General features: G+C 70.2%; 16 protein-coding genes, 1 tRNA gene and 1 pseudogene. 6 read left to right on the plus strand and 12 right to left on the minus strand.

The genetic code is table 11. The features are described 5' to 3' along the window. Positions 1-2: 2 nt before the first annotated feature. From ACFFJD_RS13630 to ACFFJD_RS13640, 3 genes are all read right to left on the minus strand, one after another. Positions 3-1,553 carry a CoA-acylating methylmalonate-semialdehyde dehydrogenase gene (locus ACFFJD_RS13630; protein WP_382365044.1) on the minus strand — a complete coding sequence of 517 codons (1,551 nt, stop codon included), beginning with the start codon at positions 1,551-1,553 and terminating at the stop codon, positions 3-5. 68 nt (positions 1,554-1,621) lie between these two features. After that, positions 1,622-2,002, minus strand: coding sequence for a DUF3817 domain-containing protein (locus ACFFJD_RS13635; RefSeq protein ID WP_382365047.1), 381 nt, complete (start codon positions 2,000-2,002; stop codon positions 1,622-1,624). After that, on the minus strand, positions 1,999-2,424 hold the full coding sequence (locus ACFFJD_RS13640; protein ID WP_382365049.1) for a transcriptional regulator: 426 nt from the start codon (positions 2,422-2,424) through the stop codon (positions 1,999-2,001). Before ACFFJD_RS13640 ends, ACFFJD_RS13635 begins: the two co-directional genes overlap by 4 nt. 77 nt (positions 2,425-2,501) lie before the next feature. Here ACFFJD_RS13640 and ACFFJD_RS13645 point away from each other — a divergent pair, with 77 nt between their 5' ends. From ACFFJD_RS13645 to ACFFJD_RS13660, 4 genes are all read left to right on the plus strand, one after another. Continuing rightward, on the plus strand, positions 2,502-4,262 hold the full coding sequence (locus ACFFJD_RS13645) for an ABC transporter ATP-binding protein (protein WP_382365051.1): 1,761 nt from the start codon (positions 2,502-2,504) through the stop codon (positions 4,260-4,262). Beyond that, the gene (locus ACFFJD_RS13650) at positions 4,259-5,752 is read left to right on the plus strand and encodes an ATP-binding cassette domain-containing protein (RefSeq protein ID WP_382365053.1); all 1,494 of its coding nucleotides are present in this window, start codon (positions 4,259-4,261) and stop codon (positions 5,750-5,752) included. Before ACFFJD_RS13645 ends, ACFFJD_RS13650 begins: the two co-directional genes overlap by 4 nt. A 25-nt stretch (positions 5,753-5,777) precedes the next feature. Then, positions 5,778-5,859 (plus strand) — tRNA-Leu (locus tag ACFFJD_RS13655). A gap of 41 nt (positions 5,860-5,900) precedes the next feature. Then, a complete protein-coding gene (locus ACFFJD_RS13660; RefSeq protein WP_382365055.1) occupies positions 5,901-6,893 on the plus strand; it encodes a carbon-nitrogen hydrolase family protein in 993 nt (330 codons plus the stop codon). A gap of 49 nt (positions 6,894-6,942) precedes the next feature. On the opposite strand, the gene ACFFJD_RS13665 is transcribed toward ACFFJD_RS13660, so the two are convergent. Further along, entirely contained in the window at positions 6,943-7,470 is a 528-nt protein-coding gene (locus ACFFJD_RS13665) for a cupin domain-containing protein (protein ID WP_382365057.1), read from the minus strand. A gap of 44 nt (positions 7,471-7,514) precedes the next feature. Continuing rightward, a complete protein-coding gene (locus tag ACFFJD_RS13670) occupies positions 7,515-9,185 on the minus strand; it encodes a hypothetical protein (RefSeq protein WP_382365059.1) in 1,671 nt (556 codons plus the stop codon). Positions 9,186-9,337: 152 nt separating this feature from the next. Between ACFFJD_RS13670 and ACFFJD_RS13675 the strand changes: the two genes are divergently transcribed. Continuing rightward, a complete protein-coding gene (locus ACFFJD_RS13675) occupies positions 9,338-10,807 on the plus strand; it encodes a DUF7782 domain-containing protein (RefSeq protein ID WP_382365061.1) in 1,470 nt (489 codons plus the stop codon). A gap of 27 nt (positions 10,808-10,834) precedes the next feature. On the opposite strand, the gene ACFFJD_RS13680 is transcribed toward ACFFJD_RS13675, so the two are convergent. The 3 genes from ACFFJD_RS13680 to ACFFJD_RS13690 all read right to left on the minus strand — a co-directional run bounded on the left by ACFFJD_RS13680 (position 10,835) and on the right by ACFFJD_RS13690 (position 15,087). Then, entirely contained in the window at positions 10,835-12,043 is a 1,209-nt protein-coding gene (locus tag ACFFJD_RS13680) for a trans-sulfuration enzyme family protein (protein ID WP_382365063.1), read from the minus strand. Between the two features lie 23 nt (positions 12,044-12,066). Continuing rightward, positions 12,067-13,200, minus strand: coding sequence for an OpgC domain-containing protein (opgC, locus tag ACFFJD_RS13685; RefSeq protein ID WP_382365065.1), 1,134 nt, complete (start codon positions 13,198-13,200; stop codon positions 12,067-12,069). Between the two features lie 99 nt (positions 13,201-13,299). Next, the gene (locus ACFFJD_RS13690) at positions 13,300-15,087 is read right to left on the minus strand and encodes an AMP-dependent synthetase/ligase (protein ID WP_382365067.1); all 1,788 of its coding nucleotides are present in this window, start codon (positions 15,085-15,087) and stop codon (positions 13,300-13,302) included. A 154-nt stretch (positions 15,088-15,241) separates the two neighbouring features. Here ACFFJD_RS13690 and ACFFJD_RS13695 point away from each other — a divergent pair, with 154 nt between their 5' ends. Next, on the plus strand, positions 15,242-16,978 hold the full coding sequence (locus tag ACFFJD_RS13695; protein WP_382365069.1) for a DEAD/DEAH box helicase: 1,737 nt from the start codon (positions 15,242-15,244) through the stop codon (positions 16,976-16,978). A gap of 80 nt (positions 16,979-17,058) precedes the next feature. On the opposite strand, the pseudogene ACFFJD_RS13700 reads toward ACFFJD_RS13695, so the two are convergent. From ACFFJD_RS13700 to ACFFJD_RS13715, 4 genes and pseudogenes are all read right to left on the minus strand, one after another. After that, positions 17,059-17,766: pseudogene (locus ACFFJD_RS13700) on the minus strand (SIR2 family NAD-dependent protein deacylase). Positions 17,767-17,768: 2 nt separating this feature from the next. After that, entirely contained in the window at positions 17,769-18,230 is a 462-nt protein-coding gene (locus tag ACFFJD_RS13705; protein WP_382365071.1) for an HIT family protein, read from the minus strand. Between the two features lie 86 nt (positions 18,231-18,316). Next, positions 18,317-18,709, minus strand: a complete 393-nt coding sequence (locus tag ACFFJD_RS13710) for a DUF4189 domain-containing protein (protein WP_382365073.1) — start codon at positions 18,707-18,709, stop codon at positions 18,317-18,319. Between the two features lie 28 nt (positions 18,710-18,737). Then, positions 18,738-19,499, minus strand: coding sequence for an LppX_LprAFG lipoprotein (locus tag ACFFJD_RS13715; protein WP_382365075.1), 762 nt, complete (start codon positions 19,497-19,499; stop codon positions 18,738-18,740). Positions 19,500-19,630 lie beyond the last annotated feature (131 nt).

The following is a 19,630-nucleotide window of genomic DNA, read 5'->3' on the forward strand; positions in this document are numbered from 1 at the left end:
GACTACTTCATCGTCGGGATGACGAACTCGGCACCCTCGGAGCTGCTGACCTGACCGGTGCGCACCGCCGTCGACGGGAAGCGCGAGGTGATGGTCTTGGTCTTGGTGTAGAACTGGATCGACGTGGGACCGTGCTGGTTGAGGTCGCCGAAACCGGAGCGCTTCCAGCCGCCGAAGGTGTGGTAGGCCACCGGGACCGGGATCGGCACGTTGACGCCGACCATGCCGACCTCGACGCGGGCGGCGAAGTCGCGGGCGGCTTCACCGTCATTGGTGAAGATCGCGACGCCGTTGCCGTACTGATGGTCGTTGGCCAGGGCCAGCGCCTCCTCGTAGTCGGCGGCGCGAGCGATCACCAGCACCGGTCCGAAGATCTCGTCGGTGTAGACGGACATGTCGCGGGTCACGTGGTCGAACAGGCTGGGGCCGACGAAGAAGCCCTTGGTCAGGTCGGTGCCCTCGAACTCGGCCTCGGCGGCGCCCGAGCCGCGGCCGTCGATGACCAGCTCGGCCCCTTCCTGCACACCCAGGTCGAGGTAGTGGTTGACCCGGTCCAGTGCCGACTGGGCCACCAGCGGGCCGTAGTCCGAACGGGGATCGAGGCTGTGGCCCACGTGCAGGCCGGCGATGCGCTCGACCATCTTCTCGCGCAGGCGGTCGGCGGTGTCGGCGCCGACCGGCACGGCCACCGACAGGGCCATGCAGCGTTCGCCGGCGCTGCCGTAGGCGGCGCCGAGGAGGGCGTCGGCCACCATGTCCAGGTCGGCGTCGGGCAGCACGATGGCGTGGTTCTTGGCGCCGCCGAAGCACTGCGAGCGCTTACCCTGCGCGGCCGCGCCGGTGTAGATGTACTGGGCGATGTCCGAGCTGCCGACGAAGCCGAGGGCCTTGACGTCGGGGTGCTCGATGAGGGCGTCCACTGACTCCTTGTCGCCGTGGATCACCTGGAAGACGCCGTCGGGCAGACCGGCCTCGGTGAACAGCTCGGCCAGGCGCACCGGCACCGACGGATCGCGTTCGCTGGGCTTGAGGATGAAGGCGTTGCCGCAGGCCAGCGCCGGGCCGGCCTTCCACAGCGGGATCATGGCGGGGAAGTTGAACGGGGTGATGCCGGCGACCACGCCGAGCGGCTGGCGCACCGAATGCACGTCGATACCGGTGCCTGCACCCTCGGTGTACTCGCCCTTGATCAGGTGCGGGATACCGATGGCGAACTCGATCACCTCGAGGCCGCGCTGGATGTCGCCGCGGGCGTCGGCCAGGGTCTTGCCGTGCTCCAGCGACAGGGTGGTGGCCAGTTCGTCGATCTCGGCGTTGACCAGGTCCACGAAACGCATCAGCACGCGGGCCCGGCGCTGCGGATTCCAGCTCGCCCATTCGCGCTGCGCCTTCGACGCCGAGTCGATGGCGGCGGCGACGTCGGCGGTCGAGGCCAGGGGCACGGTGGCGACGACGGCGCCGGAGTTGGGGTCGTAGACGTCGGCCTGTCGGGCGTCGGGGGCGTCGACGCGGGTGCCGTTGAGGAAGTGGGGAATGGAACGAAGATCAGCCATGCCCGGAAATATACTAGGACATCCAAGTAATCGGAAGTGCTACCCGAGGGTAGTCTTGTTATCCCAGGTCAGAGCTGGAAACGCTCGCGCACCTCGATGTTGCGGATGTGCTCCACCCAGAACGACAGCAGGGGAATGGTGCCCGCGAGCACGGTGAGGAACGTCTTCCAGATCGACCAGCGCACCTTCATCGCCAGGTCCAGGGTCATCAGGAAGTACAGGAAGTAGATCGCGCCGTGCACGGGGCCGATCCACTCCAGGCCCTCCACGCCGAAGCCGTACTTGGCGATCATCTCGGCCACCAGCACCAGCAGCCAGACGCCGGTGATCCAGGCCAGCACGCGGAAGCGCTGCAGGGACGTCCGGATGGAGGCCGCCGACGCGGTCACCCGGGGCTGCTGCGTCTCGGCGGTCTCGGACGCGGTGGTGGTTTCGGGCGTGTCGGTCACTCTTGATCCTTTTCCGAGGGGCGGGGCGCGGGCTGGTCGCCGATCCCCGCGAGGTAACGGTTGTAGTCGGCATGGGCCGGATCGTCGGCGTCGGCCACGGCCGCGATCGACGGATCGGCGGCGGTCGGCCGTTCCGGCAGGATGCCGGCGGGGATTTCGGTGGGGCCGCTGCGGGCGCGCTCGTGTTCCACCGCGTCGGGATCGGCTTCGAGCATCACGAAGCGGCGGTACGCCCAGACGAAGGCGATCCCGAAGACGGGCCACTGCAGCGCGTAACCGAGGTTCTGCGCGGTTCCCGAGGCGGACTCGAACCGGTCGAGCTGCCACCAACCCATCCCCACGCACACCAGCGCGGCCACCGCGACGAGAGCGATCAGCGCCGGGCGGTGTCGCTTCTTAGCCTTCTGGGGGGTGTTCTCCACACCCTCGACGGTACCTGTTCAGCGGGTGTGACCTGTGCCGCGGCGGTCGGCCGCGGAGCTCGGCCGGGGTCGGTAGGGTGGCGCTCACGGCAGGATACGGCGAAGGGGAGCGGGCGGTGGCGAGCGGATCCGGGCGGACGGTGCTGCGCCGAGCACGACCGGCCTTCGTCCTGTCCGCACTGCTCGCGCTGGTGCTCGCGGCCCTGACGGTGCTGCCGCTGATCCTCTTCGCCGAGCTCGCCCGGGACCTGATCGACGGCGCCGACGGTGATCGCCTGGCACTGTTGGCGGCGGTCGGCGGCGGGGCGGCGGTGATCGGCCTCGGCGCGGGTGCGATCTTGCTCACCCTGCTGCATTTCTACGACCAGTACTTCGCTTCGGCGCTGCGGCGCACGGTGCTCGACAAACTGGTGCGGCTGCCGCTGGGGTGGTTCATGCCCCGGCGACGGACCGGCCTGCGCACCCTGGTGCACGACGACGTGAACGCGCTGCACTATCTGGTGACGCACGCGGTGGTCGACGTGGTGGTCACCGTGGTGACGCCGCTGGCGATCCTGGGCTATCTGTTCACCGTCAACTGGACTCTGACCCTGGTGCTGCTGGTCCCGGTGGTCGGCTATCTGGTGGTGATGGTGGTGCTGGCCGCCCGGGATCAGCCGCGGCTGCGCGAGATGCTGGCGTGGGACGAGATGCTGCCCGAGGTCTGCGAGCGCTACATCCACGCCCAGCCGGTGAGTCGGATCTACGGTGACGACGCCGTGGTGGATCTGCCGGGCGAGCTGGCACAGATGAGCGGCTTCCTCAAGGACTGGCAGCGCGACACCCTCGGCAGCAAGGCCGTGCTCCTGCAGCTCAATCGGCCGATGACCGCGATGGTGCTGGTGACCGTGGCGGGGACGGCGCTGATCGTCGCCGGTTGGATGCCGGCCGGCGCCCTCGTCGCCTTCCTGGTGCTGGGCACCTCGGTGGGCGACCGGATCCTGGCCGCGGCGTACGCGCCCAACGGTGTGCGCGAGGGGCGCGCGGCGGCCGCGGCCCTGGACCGTTTCCTGGACACCGACGAGTTGGTCCCGCCGGCCGCGCCGGTGGAGGCCGCTGCGTCGTCGCAGCCGGCGGCGCTGGCCTTCGACGCGGTCGAGTTCGCCTCGACCGACGGCTTCGGCCGCCTCGACGGCGTGTCGTTCACCTGCCCGCCGGGCGGGATCACCGCGCTGGTGGGCGCGGCCGAGGGCGGGCGCGAGGCGCTCGCGGCCCTGGCCGCGCGATGGTGGGATCCGGCCGCGGGCACGGTGACCCTCGACGGGCACGACCTGCGACGCTACGACGAGCGGCAGCTGCGCACCCAGGTCGCGGTGGTGCACCCGTGGGTGCGCGTGGTGCCCGGCACCGTCGCCGAGAACATCGCCGCGGGCCGTCCCGGCGCCACGCGCGAGGAGATCGTCGCGGTGGCCCGTGCCGCGCACCTGGATGCGCTGATCGAGCGGCAGCCCGACGGCTACGACACCGTCGTCGACGCCGACCGGCTCTCCGCCGGGGCGCTGCAGCGGTTGTCGTTGGCGCGGGCGTTGCTCACCGATCCGCGGGTGCTGGTGCTCCACGAGGCCGTCACGGCCGCGGACCCGGACGCGGCCTGGGAGGTGCGCCAAGGCCTGTCCCGGCTCACCGCCGGGCGGACCGTTCTGGTGGTCGCCGAGCGGCTGCGCACGGTGGCGGCCGCCGACCTCATCGTGGTGCTCGCCGCGGGGCGGGTCGTCGAGCAGGGCACGCACGCGCAGTTGCTCGCCGCCGGCGGCCGGTATGCGCAGCGGTATCGGGACGAAACGGGGGAGCGCTCGTGATCTATTCCGACATCGCCGCCGTCACCGGTGCGGCCGGGCGCCGCGATCGGCTCGTCTTCGTCGGGCTGACCGGCCTGTCCACGCTGCTGCAGGCGTCCTCCGTGATGACCCTGATCCCGGTGTTGCATGCGCTGTTCGGGGACGCACCCGCGCAGGCGTGGCCGTGGGTGGGCCTGTTGGTGCTGCAGCTGGCCCTGACCTGGTTGGCCGACGGATGGGCAGCCGGTGCCGGGCTGCGGATCGGCTTCGGTCTGCTCGACGCGATCGCCACGGCGGGCCCGGCGGCGATTCGTCGCCTCGGGCTCGACGAGCTGGAATCGCGACGTGCGTCGCGACTTCGGGACCTGCTGGCCACCGCGGTCCCGGAATCGGTGTCGGCGGTGGTGCTGTTGGGCTCACCGCTGATCCATGCGGTGGCGTTGACGCCGCTGCTGGCGCTGCTCCTGCTCCCGGTGGCGTGGCAGCTGTCGGTGGTCGCGCTCGGCGGCGGCCTGGCCATGTGCGCCGCGGTGGCCGCCAGCCGGCGGGCGCTGGCCGCGGCGGAGACGGCCTTCGCCGACGTCGACGACCCGGTGCTCGACTTCGCCTGGACCCGGCCCGAACGCCGGGGCGAGCGCGCCGACCGGCGGGCGACGGCGGCGGTGGTGAAGGCCTCGCGGCGGCGCAGCCTGCACCTGTTGGCCTGGCAGGTTCCCGGCCACCTGCTGCTGTCGGCGGTGCTGATCGCGGTCCTGCTGGCCTTCGGGGCCGTGGTGAGTCATCTGTACCTGTCCGGGCAGCTCAGCGGTGTCACGGCGGCGGCGATGGCGGTGGTGCTGCTACGGATCGTCGAGGTGACCGGCGCGCTGTCGCTGCTCAGTGCGCCGCTGTCGTCGGCCGCGAGCATGCTGGCGCAGCTGCGGGCGCTGGTGGAGGCCGAACGGGCCGAGGCCGGGGCCGCGCCGATCGTGGTGCCCGACCGCCCGTGCGCGGTGACCGTGGCGGGCGTCGGTTACGCCTACCCGGGCCGGGCGCCGGTGCTCCGGGGGATCGACCTCGACCTGCCCGCGGGCAGCGTCACCGCGGTGGTCGGCGGCTCCGGCTCGGGCAAGTCGACGCTGCTGCACGTGCTGGCGGGTCTGCGGCGGCAGAGCAGCGGCAGCATTCTGCTCGACGGTCAGGCGGCGCCCACGGCCGTCCGTCGGGCTCGCGCCGCGGTCGCCTTCGGGGAGCACGCGCCGGGTGCGCTGCTGGACAAGCCCGCCGGGCTGGTGCTGATCGACACCGAGACCGGCGTCGACGTCGCCGCAACGCTCGAGCGGCTGCGGGGCACCCGCACCGTCGTGCTGGTGACGCGGCGCCCCGAGGTGCTGGCCCTGGTCGATCGGGTGGTGGTGCTCGAGGACGGGCGAGTGGTGGAGCAGGGCGCGTGCGCGGAGCTGACGTCCCGCGGCGGAATCCTAAGCGATCTCGTGGGTCGCTGGGAACAGGCCGAGAACTGGCAGCTGTAGCTCGCCGCGTACGCTGGTTGCGCAAGCGTGAGTGGCGGAATTGGCAGACGCGCTGGATTTAGGTTCCAGTGTCTTCGGACGTGAGGGTTCAAGTCCCTTCTCGCGCACAGAGATCCCGAGCCATCGCGATTGAGCGATGATGCAGGGCGTGGAGAACCAATACCTTCGCCCCGGCCGTCGGGTGCGCGCAGCCGCCGTCCAATTCGAGGGCGTCGTCGGTGACGTCCCGGAGAATCTGTCCCGCCTCGACAAGCTCATCGGTGAGGCCGTCGAACGCGGCGCACAGTGGATCGCCGTCCCGGAGTTCGCGACCTCGCCGCTGCCGTTCCTGACACAGGCACACCGCGCGGTGCTGCCGCCGGACAACCCGGCCGTCGACCTGCTGGTGTCCACCGCGACCCGCCACCGGGTGCGGATCGGCGGCTCCATGCTTATTGCCGACGGCGGTGAGATCTACAACCGCTATCACTTCGTCGAGCCCGACGGCACGGTGCACCGGCACGACAAGGATCTGCCGACGATGTGGGAGAACGCCTTCTACGGGCCCGGGGACGACGACGGCCGCTTCGACACCGGCGACGGTGCGGTGGGCGCGGCAGTGTGTTGGGAACTGATCCGCAACCAGACCGCGCGGCGCCTGCGCGGAGTCGACCTGGTGATGACCGGCACCCACTGGTGGACGCTGCCGGAGAACTGGGGCCCGGTGGTAGAGCGTCTCTTCGGCCCGCTGGGGCAGTACAACCGCTACCTGTCGGAGAACGCGCCGGCCGAGTTCGCTCGTCGCGTGGGCGCACCGGTGCTGCAGGCCTCGCACTGCGGCGAGTTCGCCACCGACTTCCTGCTGGCGCCCGGGCTCAGCGCCACCGCGCCCTATCTGACGCGCTACGTGGGCGCCACCCAGATCGTCGCCGCCGACGGCACCGTCCTGGCCGCACGGAACACCTCCGAGGGGCCCGGGGTGGTGGTGGCCGACGTGGAGCTGGGGGCGCGGGCACCGGCCGAGCCGATCGACGAGAGCTTCTGGATGCCGCGGCTGCCGCTGGCGCTGCGGCTGTACTGGCACCAGCAGAACGCGTGCGCCAAGCGCTACTACCGCACCCGCGGTCGTGCCCGCGGGCTGGCCGCGGCCGGTTCCCGATAGACGATTCCGTTCCCGCGCGCCTTCTCATCCCGCGCGGGAACGGAATCCACTATCGGGAAGGGTGTGCCAGACGGCGGACGAGGACGGCCGTCGCCGCTCCGTCGTCGACGGCGCAGCGGTGGGCGGCGCCGGCGGGCCAGGTGTGGCTGTCTCCGGCCGACAGCAGCACGTCCCCGGATGGCCCGGACACGCGGACGCGACCGGAGGTGACCACCAGGTGCTCGGTGCCCGCAGCGGTGTGCTCGCCGAGGTAGTCCCGGCCCGGTGACAGCGTCAGGGCGAGCACGTCCACGGTGGCCTCGTCGACCACGCTCCGGTCCAGGCGGCGGACGTCGGCGTCGCCGCCGGCCGCAGCGCCGGTCAAACGCTCCACCAGCAGCCCGGTGACCGACCCGGCCAACGACCGCACCAGCCCGGGCAGCGCACCGAGTCCGCCGGGGCGAGGCCCGGCGTCGGCCGCTTCCGGTGCCGCGTCCGCGTCCTCCGCCGTGGTGAGGGCGCTCAGCGAGAGGTTGCGGGCCGAGCGGGCCTCCTGCAGGCGCGCGCCGACCAGACCGTTGAGCTCATGCTGATTCACGTCGTGCAGCCTAGCCGGACGACTCGAGCGTGCCGTCGTACCGCTCAGCGGCCCACGGTCTGCCTGCGCGGCGTCGACGGTCTGATCGAGGATGAGCGGGCGGTCGACGACGGCGGGGCGGTCGAGGAAGAAGGAGCAGGCGAACGCTTGTCCTTCTCCGCGCCCAGACCGGTGCCGGTGGTGTCGTCCTCGCGCAGGCACATCGAGCGCACCACGTCGTGGTAGGTCACCAGCCCGTAGGTCAACGGCAGTCGTAACGCGTTGCCGACGATCCGGAACGGGGAGATCAGCAAGGTGTCGCCCACCGGGATCGGTTCGACCAGAGCCGAGCCGATCTCGGTGAACAGGTGCACCGACAGGTGGTACGCGAAGTACGCGGCGGTGAGGGATTTGGTGACCGTCAACTCGGTCAGCGGCACCGTCTCGGCGAGGTCGGCGCCCTCGCCGAGGTTGTGGCCGAGGCCGATCAGGATGTCCAGCGGTGCGCCGCCCACGTACGGGATGGCCCCACCGATGTAGGAGGCCATGGTGCCGACCGTGCTCCAGTCGGCCGGGTCGGCGGGGATCAGGTGGTGCGGAATCCGTACCGACTTCATGTGCCGCAGCACCTGCTTGGTCTGCGCCTGAATGTTGCGCTTGGCCGCGGCGTTGGGCGCCTGCTGCTGGGCCGAGTCGCTGACGCGGTTCACGATGCGGGCCAGCGTCAGGTCACCGATGGGCGTGCAGGTCTCCGAATCGGCGAGCGCCAACTGGTCGGCGATGCCGGCGATGATCGGATGGATCGGGATGTCGTAGACCACGTCCTCGCTGGCCTTGCCCGCGAGGGCCTTCTGCTCGGGCGTCACCCGGGCCATGCAGTTGTCCAGGATCGACTCGCTGATGGTCGAGTACAGCTGGGTCACTCCCATGCGGAACACGGCGAAGCCGACGGACAGCAACATGCTGTACGACGGGAAGCCGAGCTCCGGGATCACCGCGCCGCGCAGGTCGACGACGCTGGGTGCGGTCTCCACGACGAGGCGGGCCGGTGCCAGCACCCCGAGGAAGAAGTACAGCCACGCCGACTCCACCGCCTGCGACAGCGTGATGTTGGCGACCGGAATGGCCTCGTTCTGCTTGCCGTCGCGGATCTTCAGAAGTCCGGAGACGATGGCCTGCGACTGCGGTGAGCGGTACTTGGTCGACGGATCGTCGTCACTGGCGCCGAGGGTTCGCGGATGCTCCGACAGGGCGAGCGTGGAGACGGTGATCCGCTCCATCTCCGCCTTGATCCGCGGATGCTGGGCGAGGACGGCGTCGCGCACCTGCGGCGGCAAGCCGGGCAGGGCCGACTGCACGATCGACTCGTAGATCACCCCGAGGGTGGCGAACTCTCCGCTCACACACTGGGTTTCGGGCTCATCGTGCGGCTTCGGCGACTGTCCCGGCGTGCGCTCGGCGGTACCGGGCCACGGCGTCGCGGGCGTCGGAAAGAGCGGTGTCGTCGACAACGCGATGCGGTCCTGGCGCTCCTGGTAGCTTTCGGCCTTGGGCGCAGCCTTGGGCTTGGGGGAGGGTTTCGCCTTCGCCGCCGGCGTCGACAGGGTGGTGTGGTCGGCGATGGTGGCGGCTCGGGCATCCGGGACGGCCGCGTTGACCCCGAACGTGGCGACGACCAGCACCGCCACCGACTCGAACAACCAGCGCTTACCGCGCACTCTGACGGTCGATTTCACAACACTCCAGCTCCCCCGACGTGCATGGACACGAGTACCTTAACCCAGGCTGAGTGTCCGTTTCGGTCTGTTTGGAGCGAAACCTCGATGGACGTTCGGTGCCCGGTAGGCTCGTCCCGGTGAACTCACTTCCGCTTCGTGATGAGACCGTCGTGCACGCACTGGGAGAGGTCCTGCGGGAGCGGGACTACACCGACGCGGGCATCGCCGACCTTCTCGGCGAGCAGGCCGGTGCGGCGCTGACCGTCGGGACGTGGTGGCCGGCGCTGCGGGCCACCGAACGGGCCGAGGTCGACCGGCGGCCCCTCGCCACATTGATCCGACTGTTCCTGCTCGGCGCCGTCGAGCCGGAGGCCGACGTGACCGCGGCGTTCGCGCCCCTCGCGCCGACGACGCTGGTCGAGCAGGGGGTGCTGGTCCGCACCGGCACGGGTTATCGCGCGGTGCTCGACATCCGGCCGCACGGCAGCGACCAGCACGAGTACCTCGTGGTCAGCGACCAGGACGCGCTGCTGAGCGCGGCCACCCTGGCGCACGATCATGTCCTGGGCATCGGAGGAGCGTCGATCTCCCTGGCGCAGGCCGTGGTGCGGACGTCCGCCACCCGGGCCCTCGACCTGGGTACCGGCTGCGGGATTCAGGCGCTGCACCTGGACTCGCACGCCGAGAGCATCGTCGCCACCGACACCAATCCGCGCGCCCTGGCGCTGGCCCGGGTCACCGCCCAGCTGAACGGCATGTCGTGGGACCTGCGCGAAGGCAGCCTGTTCGAGCCGGTGGCCGGTGAACGCTTCGACCTGATCGTCGCCAACCCGCCGTTCGTGGTGGGCACCGGCAGCCAGGACTACATCTACCGGGACTCCGGTATCGCCGGCGACGGGATCAGCCGTCGCCTGATCGAGCAGGTGGCCGACTACCTGGAGCCCGGCGGGGTGGCCCAGTTGCTGGCCAACTGGGTGGTGCACGACGTCGACGACTGGCAGGCGCGTATCGGCGAGTGGGTGCGGGCCAGCGGCCTGGACGCCTGGGTGGTGCAGCGGGAGCTGGCCGACCCGATCAGCTACATCTCGCTGTGGATCGCCGACGCGGGGGAGACCCCCGAGTCCGCGGCCGAGCGCGGCGCGCACTGGCTGGACTGGTTCGAGCGCGAACAGATCGTGGGGATCGGCATGGGCCTGGTGACCTTGCGCAAGCCGGAGACCGAGCGTGCGCCGGACGTGGTGATCGAGGAGATCACCGCGGCCGGGCAGGAGGTGAGCGGCTTCGAGGTGCAGGCCTGGTGGGCGCGCCGCGACTTCCTCCGCAGCGTCTCCGATGAGGAACTGCTGGCGGCCCCGCTCAGCACCGCGCCGGTCTTCCTCGAAGCGCAGTCGCTGCCGGGAGCCGACGGGTGGCAGGAGATCTCGGCGGCGGTGACGCGCCCGGGCGGTCCCGGAGCGGTGCTGCCGGTGGACGAAGTGATGACGGCGCTGCTGGCCGGCTGCCGCGGCGAAGTGCCGCTGGGCGGGCTGATCGACCTGCTCGCGGACTTCCACGGCGTCGACGCCGATGCCCTCGCCGAAGTCACGATGCCGGTGGTCCGCGAGGCGATCACCCGCGGGATCCTGTACCGCGCGACCTAGTCGCCAGGCCCCGAGCGGGCCCGTCGGTCAAGCGGTGGCGGCATCGAGTGCGGCGGCGAGATCCGCGCGCAGATCGGTGACGTCCTCCAGGCCGACCGAGAAGCGCAGATGCCCGAAGGTGCGAAAGCCCTCGGGGTAGGCGGCCACGCGGGGTCCGCTCGTGCCGACGTGGACGATCAGCGATTCGTCGTGCCCCACCGAGACCGCCGAGGTGATCACGCGCAACTCGTCGACGAACCGGTTCTGCAGGGCGGGGTCGCCGTCGAGGGCGAAGGCCATGATCCCGCCGAATCCGCGATCGCCGAACAGGCGCTGCGCCACGCGGTGCTGCGGGTGGCCGGGCAGTCCGGGGTAGGCGACGTAGGCGATCCGGTCGTCGGCGTCGAGGAAGCGCGCCAGCTCCAGCGCCGACGCCTGGTGGCGGGCCAGCCGCAGCGGCAGCGTCACCGACCCGCGCACGATCAGCCAGGCGTTGAACGGCGAGAGCACGCCGCCGACGTCGACCATCGCCTCGGCGCGGATCGGCTCGATGAGCTCGGCGCGCCCGATCACCGCACCGCCCATCGCGTCGCCGTGGCCGTTGATGTACTTGGTGAGCGAGTGCACCACCAGATCGGCGCCGTGCTCGAGCGGGCGGTACAGCGGCGGCGGGGTGAAGGTGGAGTCGACCATCAGCAGCACGTCGTGCGCGTGCGCCAGCTCGGCCAGCGCCGGGATGTCGGCGACCTTCGTGGTGGGATTGGCGATCACCTCGCACGAGATCAGCCGGGTGTTGGGGCGGATGGCCGCGGCCACCGCGGCGAGATCGGTGATGTCGACGAAGGTCGCCTCGATGCCGTACTTGCGGGGCAGCAGCGTGGTCCACAGTTTGTAGGTGGCCTCATACGTGGTGTCCGAGACCACCACGTGGTCGCCGGTGCGCAGGTGCGTGAAGAACACCGCGTGCAGGGCGGCCACCCCGGAAGCCAATGCGAGCGCATCCTCGCCGTGCTCCCACGCGGCCAGCTTCCGTTGCAGCGCCACCTGATTGACCCCGGTGTTGCGGGTGTAGACCAGGTGGTTCGGGTCGGACCAGTCCATCGTCGACGGGTCGTACGGCAGTCGATACGAGTTGGCCATGGTGATCGGAACGCGGATGGCCGTGCCCTCGCCGTGCGCCTCGTTGCCGCCGTGCACGCTCAGCGTGTCGTCGGCGAGGGTGGCGGGATCGTTCCGGTCCGGCCGGGGTGCGTGCATGGCGAACTCCTTCTCGGTGCGTGTCAGGCCCGTGCGAGAGTCGCCTCCCGTTTCGGGGTCGCGGCGGCCTCGGCCAAGATCGTGGGCAGACGATGCAGTTTGTCCACGCCCCACCGCCGGCGGAATTCGGCCCAGCCCCAGCAGCCGGCGAAGATCGTCAGCACCAGGGCCGTCGACAGGCCGCCGCCCCAGGGGCGGGGTGCCAGCAGGGTCGGGATGGCCAGGAGCGCGACGGCCTGGATCACGTAGGCGTCCAGACTCCGCGCCCCGACCATGACCAACGGACGCAACCAGTCGCGACGCATCCACTGTAGAAGGCGGCCGAAGACGGCGTAGACGCACGCCACCACCAGCCACGAGGCCAGCACGCGCAGCGGGCCCAGCTCCACCTTGCCCAGCAGCTCCGGCGCGCGCCACAGCCACCGCTCGATCCACAGGCCGTGCGCGAGGACGACACCGACCAGCACGGTGACCGCGGCCAGCCGGGGCAGCAGGGCGTCCAGGCGGTCGCGCACCTGCCACCGGCTCCACTGCCACCCGACCACCATCGCCGGGATGAACAGGACCTGCCAGGCCGCCCAATTCTGAATCGGGCCGCCGTCGGGGGCCGCGTTGAGGTACATCCACCACGCGGGGGAGACCTGGCTGACCAGGTACAGCGCGCCCGAGGCGGCGAGCACCCACCGCCAGTGCTCGCGCATCAGCAGCGGGACCACGGCGAAGGCGAAGGTCATCAGGACCAGATAGACCACCAGGATGTTGCCGCCGCCGGGGAGGAAGCGCAGGGTCAGGGCCCACCACAGTTGCTGGAGGAACGGCTCGTCGCCGGGTAGGCGGGCGATGAGGAAGTACTCGCGTCCGGACAGCACGGTGGCCACGGCCACCGCCACCAGCGAGATGACCACCTGCGCGAAGTAGAGGACCAGGAGGCGCTGCGCCAGCCGCTGGTAGGCGAAGCGCAGACCGTGCCGCTCGGTCCAGCCGCGGTAGACCAGGCCCAGCACCAAGCCGGACAGCAGGACGAAGGCACTCATGCCGTCGACCAGCGGGAAGGCGTGGGTCGGAAGGGCGATGAGCATGCCGTTGGCGAAGTGGAGGCTGATCATGCTCCAGATCGCCAGGCCGCGGGTGGCATCGATGGCCAGATCTCGACTCATGGTGGCCCGACGGTAACGGCGCGTCGCCCCGTGGTCGGGACGACGCGCCGTTACTGATGTGACTTGTGTTTCTCCTGTGACCTATGTGGTCACCGGTTGCTACGTGTACAGACCCGCGATGGCGGTCTTGTAGCTGTCGTGAATCACGTTGCGCTTGAGCTTCATGGTCGGCGTCAGCTCACCGGTGTCGATGGTGAAATCGGTGGCGAGGACGTCGAACTTCTTGATCTGCTCGGCGGCGGAGACCTTGGAGTTGGCCTCGGCGACCGCGGCCTCGAACTCGGCGCGCAGGTTGGCGTTCTTGGCCAGCTCCTCCATCGAGGTGTCGGCCGGCAGGCCGTTGCGCTCGAGCCAGCCCGGGGCCGCCTCGGCGTCGATCGTGAGCAGGGCGCCGATGAACGGCTTCTGGTCGCCGACCACCAGGCACTGGCTCACCATCGGATGGGCGCGGATGGTGTCTTCCAGCTGTGCCGGCGAGACGTTCTTGCCGCCCGCGGTGACGATGAGTTCCTTCTTGCGACCGGTGATGTACAGGTAGCCGTCTTCCAGCCGCCCGATGTCGCCGGTGTGGAACCAGCCGTCGCGGATCGCATCGGCCGAGGCCGCGTCGTTCTGCCAGTAGCCGGTGAAGATCATCGGACCGCGCAGCAGCACCTCGCCGTCGTCGGCGATGGCGGCCGAGACGCCCGGAACCGGGCGGCCGACCGAGCCGATCCGGCTGTGGTCGACGTTGTTGGCGGTGACCGCCGCGGTGGTCTCGGTGAGGCCGTAGCCCTCGAAGACCGGGATGCCGACGCCGCGGAAGTAGTGGCCCAGACGCTCGCCCATGGGCGCGCCGCCGGAGACCGCTGCCTCGCACTGACCGCCCAGGGCTGCGCGCAGCTTGCCGTAGACCAGCTTGTCGAAGAGCATGTGCTTCAGGCGCAGGACCAGACCCGGACCGCCCGAGTCGAGCGAACGGCTGTAGGCGATGGCCGTGTCGGTGGCCTTGTCGAAGATGTTGCCCTTGCCGCCGTCGACCGCCTTCTGGCGTGCCGAGTTGTAGACCTTCTCGAATACGCGCGGCACCGACAGGACGTAGTGCGGCTTGAAGACGCCGAGGTGATCGACGAGGTTGGGCAGGTCGCTGGTGTGGCCCAGGATCACGCCGTTCTCCATGCAGCCCACCGCGATGACGCGGGCGAAGACGTGTGCCAGCGGCAGGAACAGCAGCGTGGTCTTGCCCTCGCTCAGGCCGGGGCCCACCGAGTCGCGCACCGCGGCCGACTCGGAGATGAAGTTGGCGTGCGTCAGCACCACGCCCTTGGGTCGGCCGGTGGTGCCCGAGGTGTAGATCAGGGTGGCGGCGTCGCTGGACTTGCCGGCGGCCTCCCGCTCGTCGAGGACCGCGTCGGCGACGTCGGCGCCGCGGCGATACAGCTCGGCGATGGCGCCGCCGTCGATCACCAGCGTCTCGTTCAGTGCGGTCGCCGCGGCGATCACGTCGCCGTGCTTGGTGCGCTGGTCGGCGTTCTCGACGATCAGCAGTTTGGTGCCGGAGTCGGTGAGGATCCACTCGACCTGGTCCGGGGCGGACGTCTCATAGATGGCGACGGTGGTCGCACCGGCCCGCCAGATGGCGTAGTCGATGAGGCTCCACTCGTAGCGCGTCGAGCTGAGCAGCGCGACCCGGTCGCCGGGTTCGATACCGGAGGCGATCAGGCCTTTGGCGACCGCGTCGACCTCTTCGGCGAACTGCTGCGCCGTGACGGTCAGCCAGTGTCCGGAATCCCCGAGCCGCCGGAACACCGGCAACGTCGGATTGTTGCGGCGCAGGTCCTGAATCCGAGTGATGGTGGTGACGTCGTCGCCGACGGTCAACGTGGAGGGAGTGGTGTACTCCTGCATAGCGTGCGATCCCCTCAGAGAGATGTGGTCTTGCTTTCGCAGTGCTCGGTTCGGGTGAACCTCGTGAACGGAACCCTACCAGTGAGTCAAGTGGTGCATGTCACAAGGCCCTCGCGGGGTAGAATCTTCCAACGATGACTATTTATGAGCGCGCATGAGCGGCGCCGACACCACCAGTTCAGCGACCGGCTCGTTCGACGACTTCGACATCGACGACCGGGTACGGGCCGCCCTCGACGAGGTCGGTTATGAAACCCCGTCGCCCATCCAGGCGGCCACCATCCCACCGCTGCTGGCCGGACGCGACGTCGTCGGCCTCGCACAGACGGGCACCGGTAAGACCGCAGCGTTCGCCATCCCGGTCCTGTCTCGCCTCGACACCTCCGCGCGCAAGCCGCAGGCACTGGTGCTGGCGCCCACGCGCGAATTGGCGCTGCAGGTGGCCGAGGCCTTCGGCCGGTATTCGTCGAGAATGCCTGAGGTGAAGGTGCTGCCGATCTACGGCGGCCAGAGCTACGGAATCCAGCTCTCCGGCCTGCGCCGCGGTGCGCAGGTGATCGTGGGCACCCCCGGTCGCGTGATCGATCACCTCGACAAGGGCACCCTCGACCTGTCGGAGCTGGCCTACCTGGTGCTCGACGAGGCCGACGAGATGCTCAGCATGGGCTTCGCCGAGGACATCGAGCGGATCCTGGCCGACACCCCCGATCGCAAGCAGGTGGCCCTGTTCTCGGCCACCATGCCGCCGACCATCGGTCGGTTGGCCCGCAAGTACCTCAACGATCCGCAGGAGGTGAAGGTCAAGGCGCAGACCAGTACCGCCTCGAACATCACCCAGCGGTATCTGCAGGTCAGTCACCAGCGCAAGCTCGACGCCCTCACCCGCGTGCTCGAGGTCGAGGACTTCGACGGGATGATCGTCTTCGTCCGCACCAAGTCGGCCACCGAAGAACTCGCCGAGAAGCTGCGTGCGCGCGGCCTGTCGGCCCAGGCGATCAACGGCGACATGGTGCAGGCGCAGCGCGAACGCACCATCAACCAGCTCAAGGACGGCAGCCTTGACATCCTGGTCGCGACCGACGTCGCCGCGCGCGGCCTCGACGTGGACCGGATCTCGCACGTGGTCAACTACGACATTCCGCACGACACCGAGTCGTACGTGCACCGCATCGGACGCACCGGACGCGCCGGCCGCTCGGGCAACGCGCTGCTGTTCGTCTCGCCGCGCGAGCGGCACCTGCTGCGCGCCATCGAGCGCGCCACCCGGCAGGAGCTCACCGAGATCGATCTGCCCTCGGTGGAGGACGTCAACGCCCAGCGCGTGGTCAAGTTCGGTGAATCGATCACCCGCAATCTGGAATCGACCGACCTGGACATGTTCCGCGGGCTCGTCGAGACCTACGCGCGGGAGAACGACGTGGCGCTGGGTGACATCGCCGCCGCGCTGGCGCTCGAGACGCGCGACGGCGGCTTCCTGATGTCGCCGGATCCGCCCGGCGGTGATCGTCGTGACCGCGGCGAGCGTCGCGAGCGTTCGACCAAGGGCGGCGGGAACTTCGCAACCTACCGGATCGCCGTGGGGCGCAAGCACAAGGTGTCGCCGGGAGCTATCGTGGGCGCGATCGCCAACGAGGGCGGCCTGACCCGCGGAGACTTCGGCAACATCAGCATCCGCGACGATTTCAGCCTCGTGGAGCTGCCGGAGGATCTCGACAACGAGACGCTGTCGAACCTCAAGCACACGCGGATCGGCAAGCACCCGATCGACATCCGCAAGGATCTGGGCGCGCCGCGCCAGCGCGGTGGCAACAAGGGCGGCTACGGCAAGGGCGGCAAGAAGGACAACTGGGGCAAGCGCCCGCAGCGTGTCGCGGGCCGCGGCCGCAGCTGACGGCTCTTCCCGATCGTCGGGCGCGGGTCGTCGTCACATCGGTGACGACGACCCGGGCCCGCGTCGTTTCTCCAGGTGCCTCAGGCGAACAGCAGGGGCAGGCCGTGGCCCGCGGTGGACCGCACCCGCAGGTTCACCCGCGTGAGCTCGGAGGGCTCCGGGTTCACCTCGATGACCGGGATGCCGCGCAGCGCAGCGGTCTCCGGCAGGGAGGCCGCCGGATACACCACGCCGCTGGTGCCGACCACGATCACCAGATCGGCGGTGTCGAAGACCGCCTCGGCGTGCTCCCACGCGTTGCCGGGGAGGGGTTCGCCGAACCGGACGACGCCCGGGCGCACCCGACCCGGGCAGGCAGCGCCGTCTCGGCCGAGGCCGGTCGAGCGCACCGGTCACAGCGGGGGGGCGAACAGGCTGCCGTGCAGGTGGCAGACGTCGTCGAGTCCGGAGCGTTCGTGCAGGTCGTCGACGTTCTGGGTCACCACGCGGACCGATCCGCCGCTGGCGCGCCGCTGGTGGGCCAGCGCGGCGATCGCGCCATGCCCGCGATTGGGTCCCACGGCCCGCACCCCTGCGGCCCGTTCGGCGTACCACCGCCACACCAGCGCGCTGTCGCGCTCCCAGGCCTCCGGCGCCGCCAGCTGGTCGACGTCGAAGGTGGCCCACAATCCGGTGGCGGCGTCGCGGAAGGTGGGAACGCCGCTCTCGGCGGACATCCCGGCGCCGGTGAACACCACGATGTGGCGGGCGCGTTGAACCAGCCGGCGACCGATGTCGACGGACGTCATCGTCACCACGGGGGTGCCTCGCTGGGACCGACGGTGCCGAGTTCGCCCCGGAGCACCTCGGCGGTCCCGGCCAGATCGCCGGCGCGGCGGGTCAGGAAACCGGTCACCAGGCGCGCCTTGTCGCCGTGCCGGCGGGGCACCACGTGCAGGTGCGTGTGGAAGACCGTCTGGAAGGCCGCGGCACCGTCGTTGAGTGCCAGGTTCACCCCGTCGGCGGCCAGCTCCGACGAACGCATGGCCGCGGCTACGCGCTGGCCGGCCTGAAACAGATGCCCGCCGGTCTCCGGGGGCAGCTCGGCCAGGGCTCCGACGTGGGCCCGCGGAATCAGCAGGGTGTGGCCGGGGCGGACGGGGGCGATGTCCAGGAAGCCGAGAACGTGCTCATCGGCGTAGACGAGATGCGCGGGGGCGGTGCCGGCCACGATCCGGCAGAAGGGACAATCGATCGTTTGGTCTGTGGGCATGGTGCTTTCGGGTGACGGTCGAAGACGCGCGGTACCCGAAAGATCAGGTCCTCCGGGTACCGCGTGCGATCGTGGGGCGGTGCGACTCAGGCTGAGTGGCCGGACGTGCACAGCCAGTCGTAGACGTAGCCGCCCTGCGAGTAGTACAGGGCGTAGGACTGTGCGGTGTACAGGTCGTCGGCGGCACCGTAACCCCAGTACGCGTCGCCGCGAGCGATGGCGCCGCAGCCGTTGACCATCGCGACCACCACCTTGCAGTCGGAGTAGCCGCAGGCCGTGCGCGCGGCGTTCTGGGCGCTGGTGGTGTCGCTGTAGTCCCAGGCGCGGCCGGTGGCTCCGGTCGACGGAGACAGCGCGAGAGCGCCGTAATAGTTGGCCGCCTGCGCGGGCGCGGGTTCGATGGCGGACGAGACGGCCAGCACCGAGGCCGCGCCGAGCACCGCGAGGCCGGCCCCGGTGAGTCGTGCACGAATAGTCATGTCGTTCTCCTTGGATGAGGCGGCTGAATCAGCCGTCGACCTTGTCGGTGGTGGGCTGGTCGGAGGCCGGGGGAGTAGCCGGCTTGGAACTCGGGGTGCTGACGGTGCGCGGCGCGGCGACCTCGGTGGTGGTGTTCCACTTGGAGACGTCGACGGTGAGCTTCAGGTCGTCGGCCGGGGAGACCACGACGCGCGCGACCTGGTTGTCCTCGGTGATCCACACGGTGGTGTCGACCGCATCGGTGGAGTCCTTGGCCCCCTCACCGGTGGCGCCGGTCAGTCCGGCGACGGCCTTGGCCGGAACGGTGCCGGTCACCTTGGTGGTGGACACGCCGTCGACCTGCTCGTTTCCGGCGGTGGCGGCGCCTTCCATCGAGCGCAGCACGTGCGGGATACCGGTGTCGGTGTTCAGCAGCAGCGACACGTCGTAGATCGACCGGCCGTCGCCGTAGTTGATCCAGCCCTTGTCGTTGACGTTGGCGTAGAAGCGGTCGCCCAGGTAGACGAACGGCGCCTGCACGGAGGTGCCGCCCATGTTCAGGGTGGCGGTGCCCTTGCCGGCGAGAGGCTTGGTGTTGACGTCGGCCTCCACGGCGGTGGCGTTCATCGACTGGAACGTGCCGTCGACCTTGAGTTGGACGTGGGCTCCGGTGAGCGCGGCGGTGGCGTCGGCGGCGGAGTTCAGCAACTCCGTGGCGGCGGGGTCCGAGGAGGCGGGGGTGGACCCGTTGTCCCCCGAATCCGAACTGCATGCGGTGAGAGTCAGGGCGGCGGCTGCGCCGAGTGCCATGACTGCTCCGAGGAGGCGGCGGCGATGCATGAAGTGCTCCTTTTCAGCAGGTGGTAGCTAATTAATGTAGCAATCGCAAGCGCTCGATCGGCCGGTTGCGCGTGTTTTGGCGCGTTTTGCCGCACCACCCG

Source organism: Gordonia phosphorivorans (assembly GCF_042432625.1).
GTDB classification, from domain to species: Bacteria; Actinomycetota; Actinomycetes; order Mycobacteriales; family Mycobacteriaceae; genus Gordonia; species Gordonia phosphorivorans.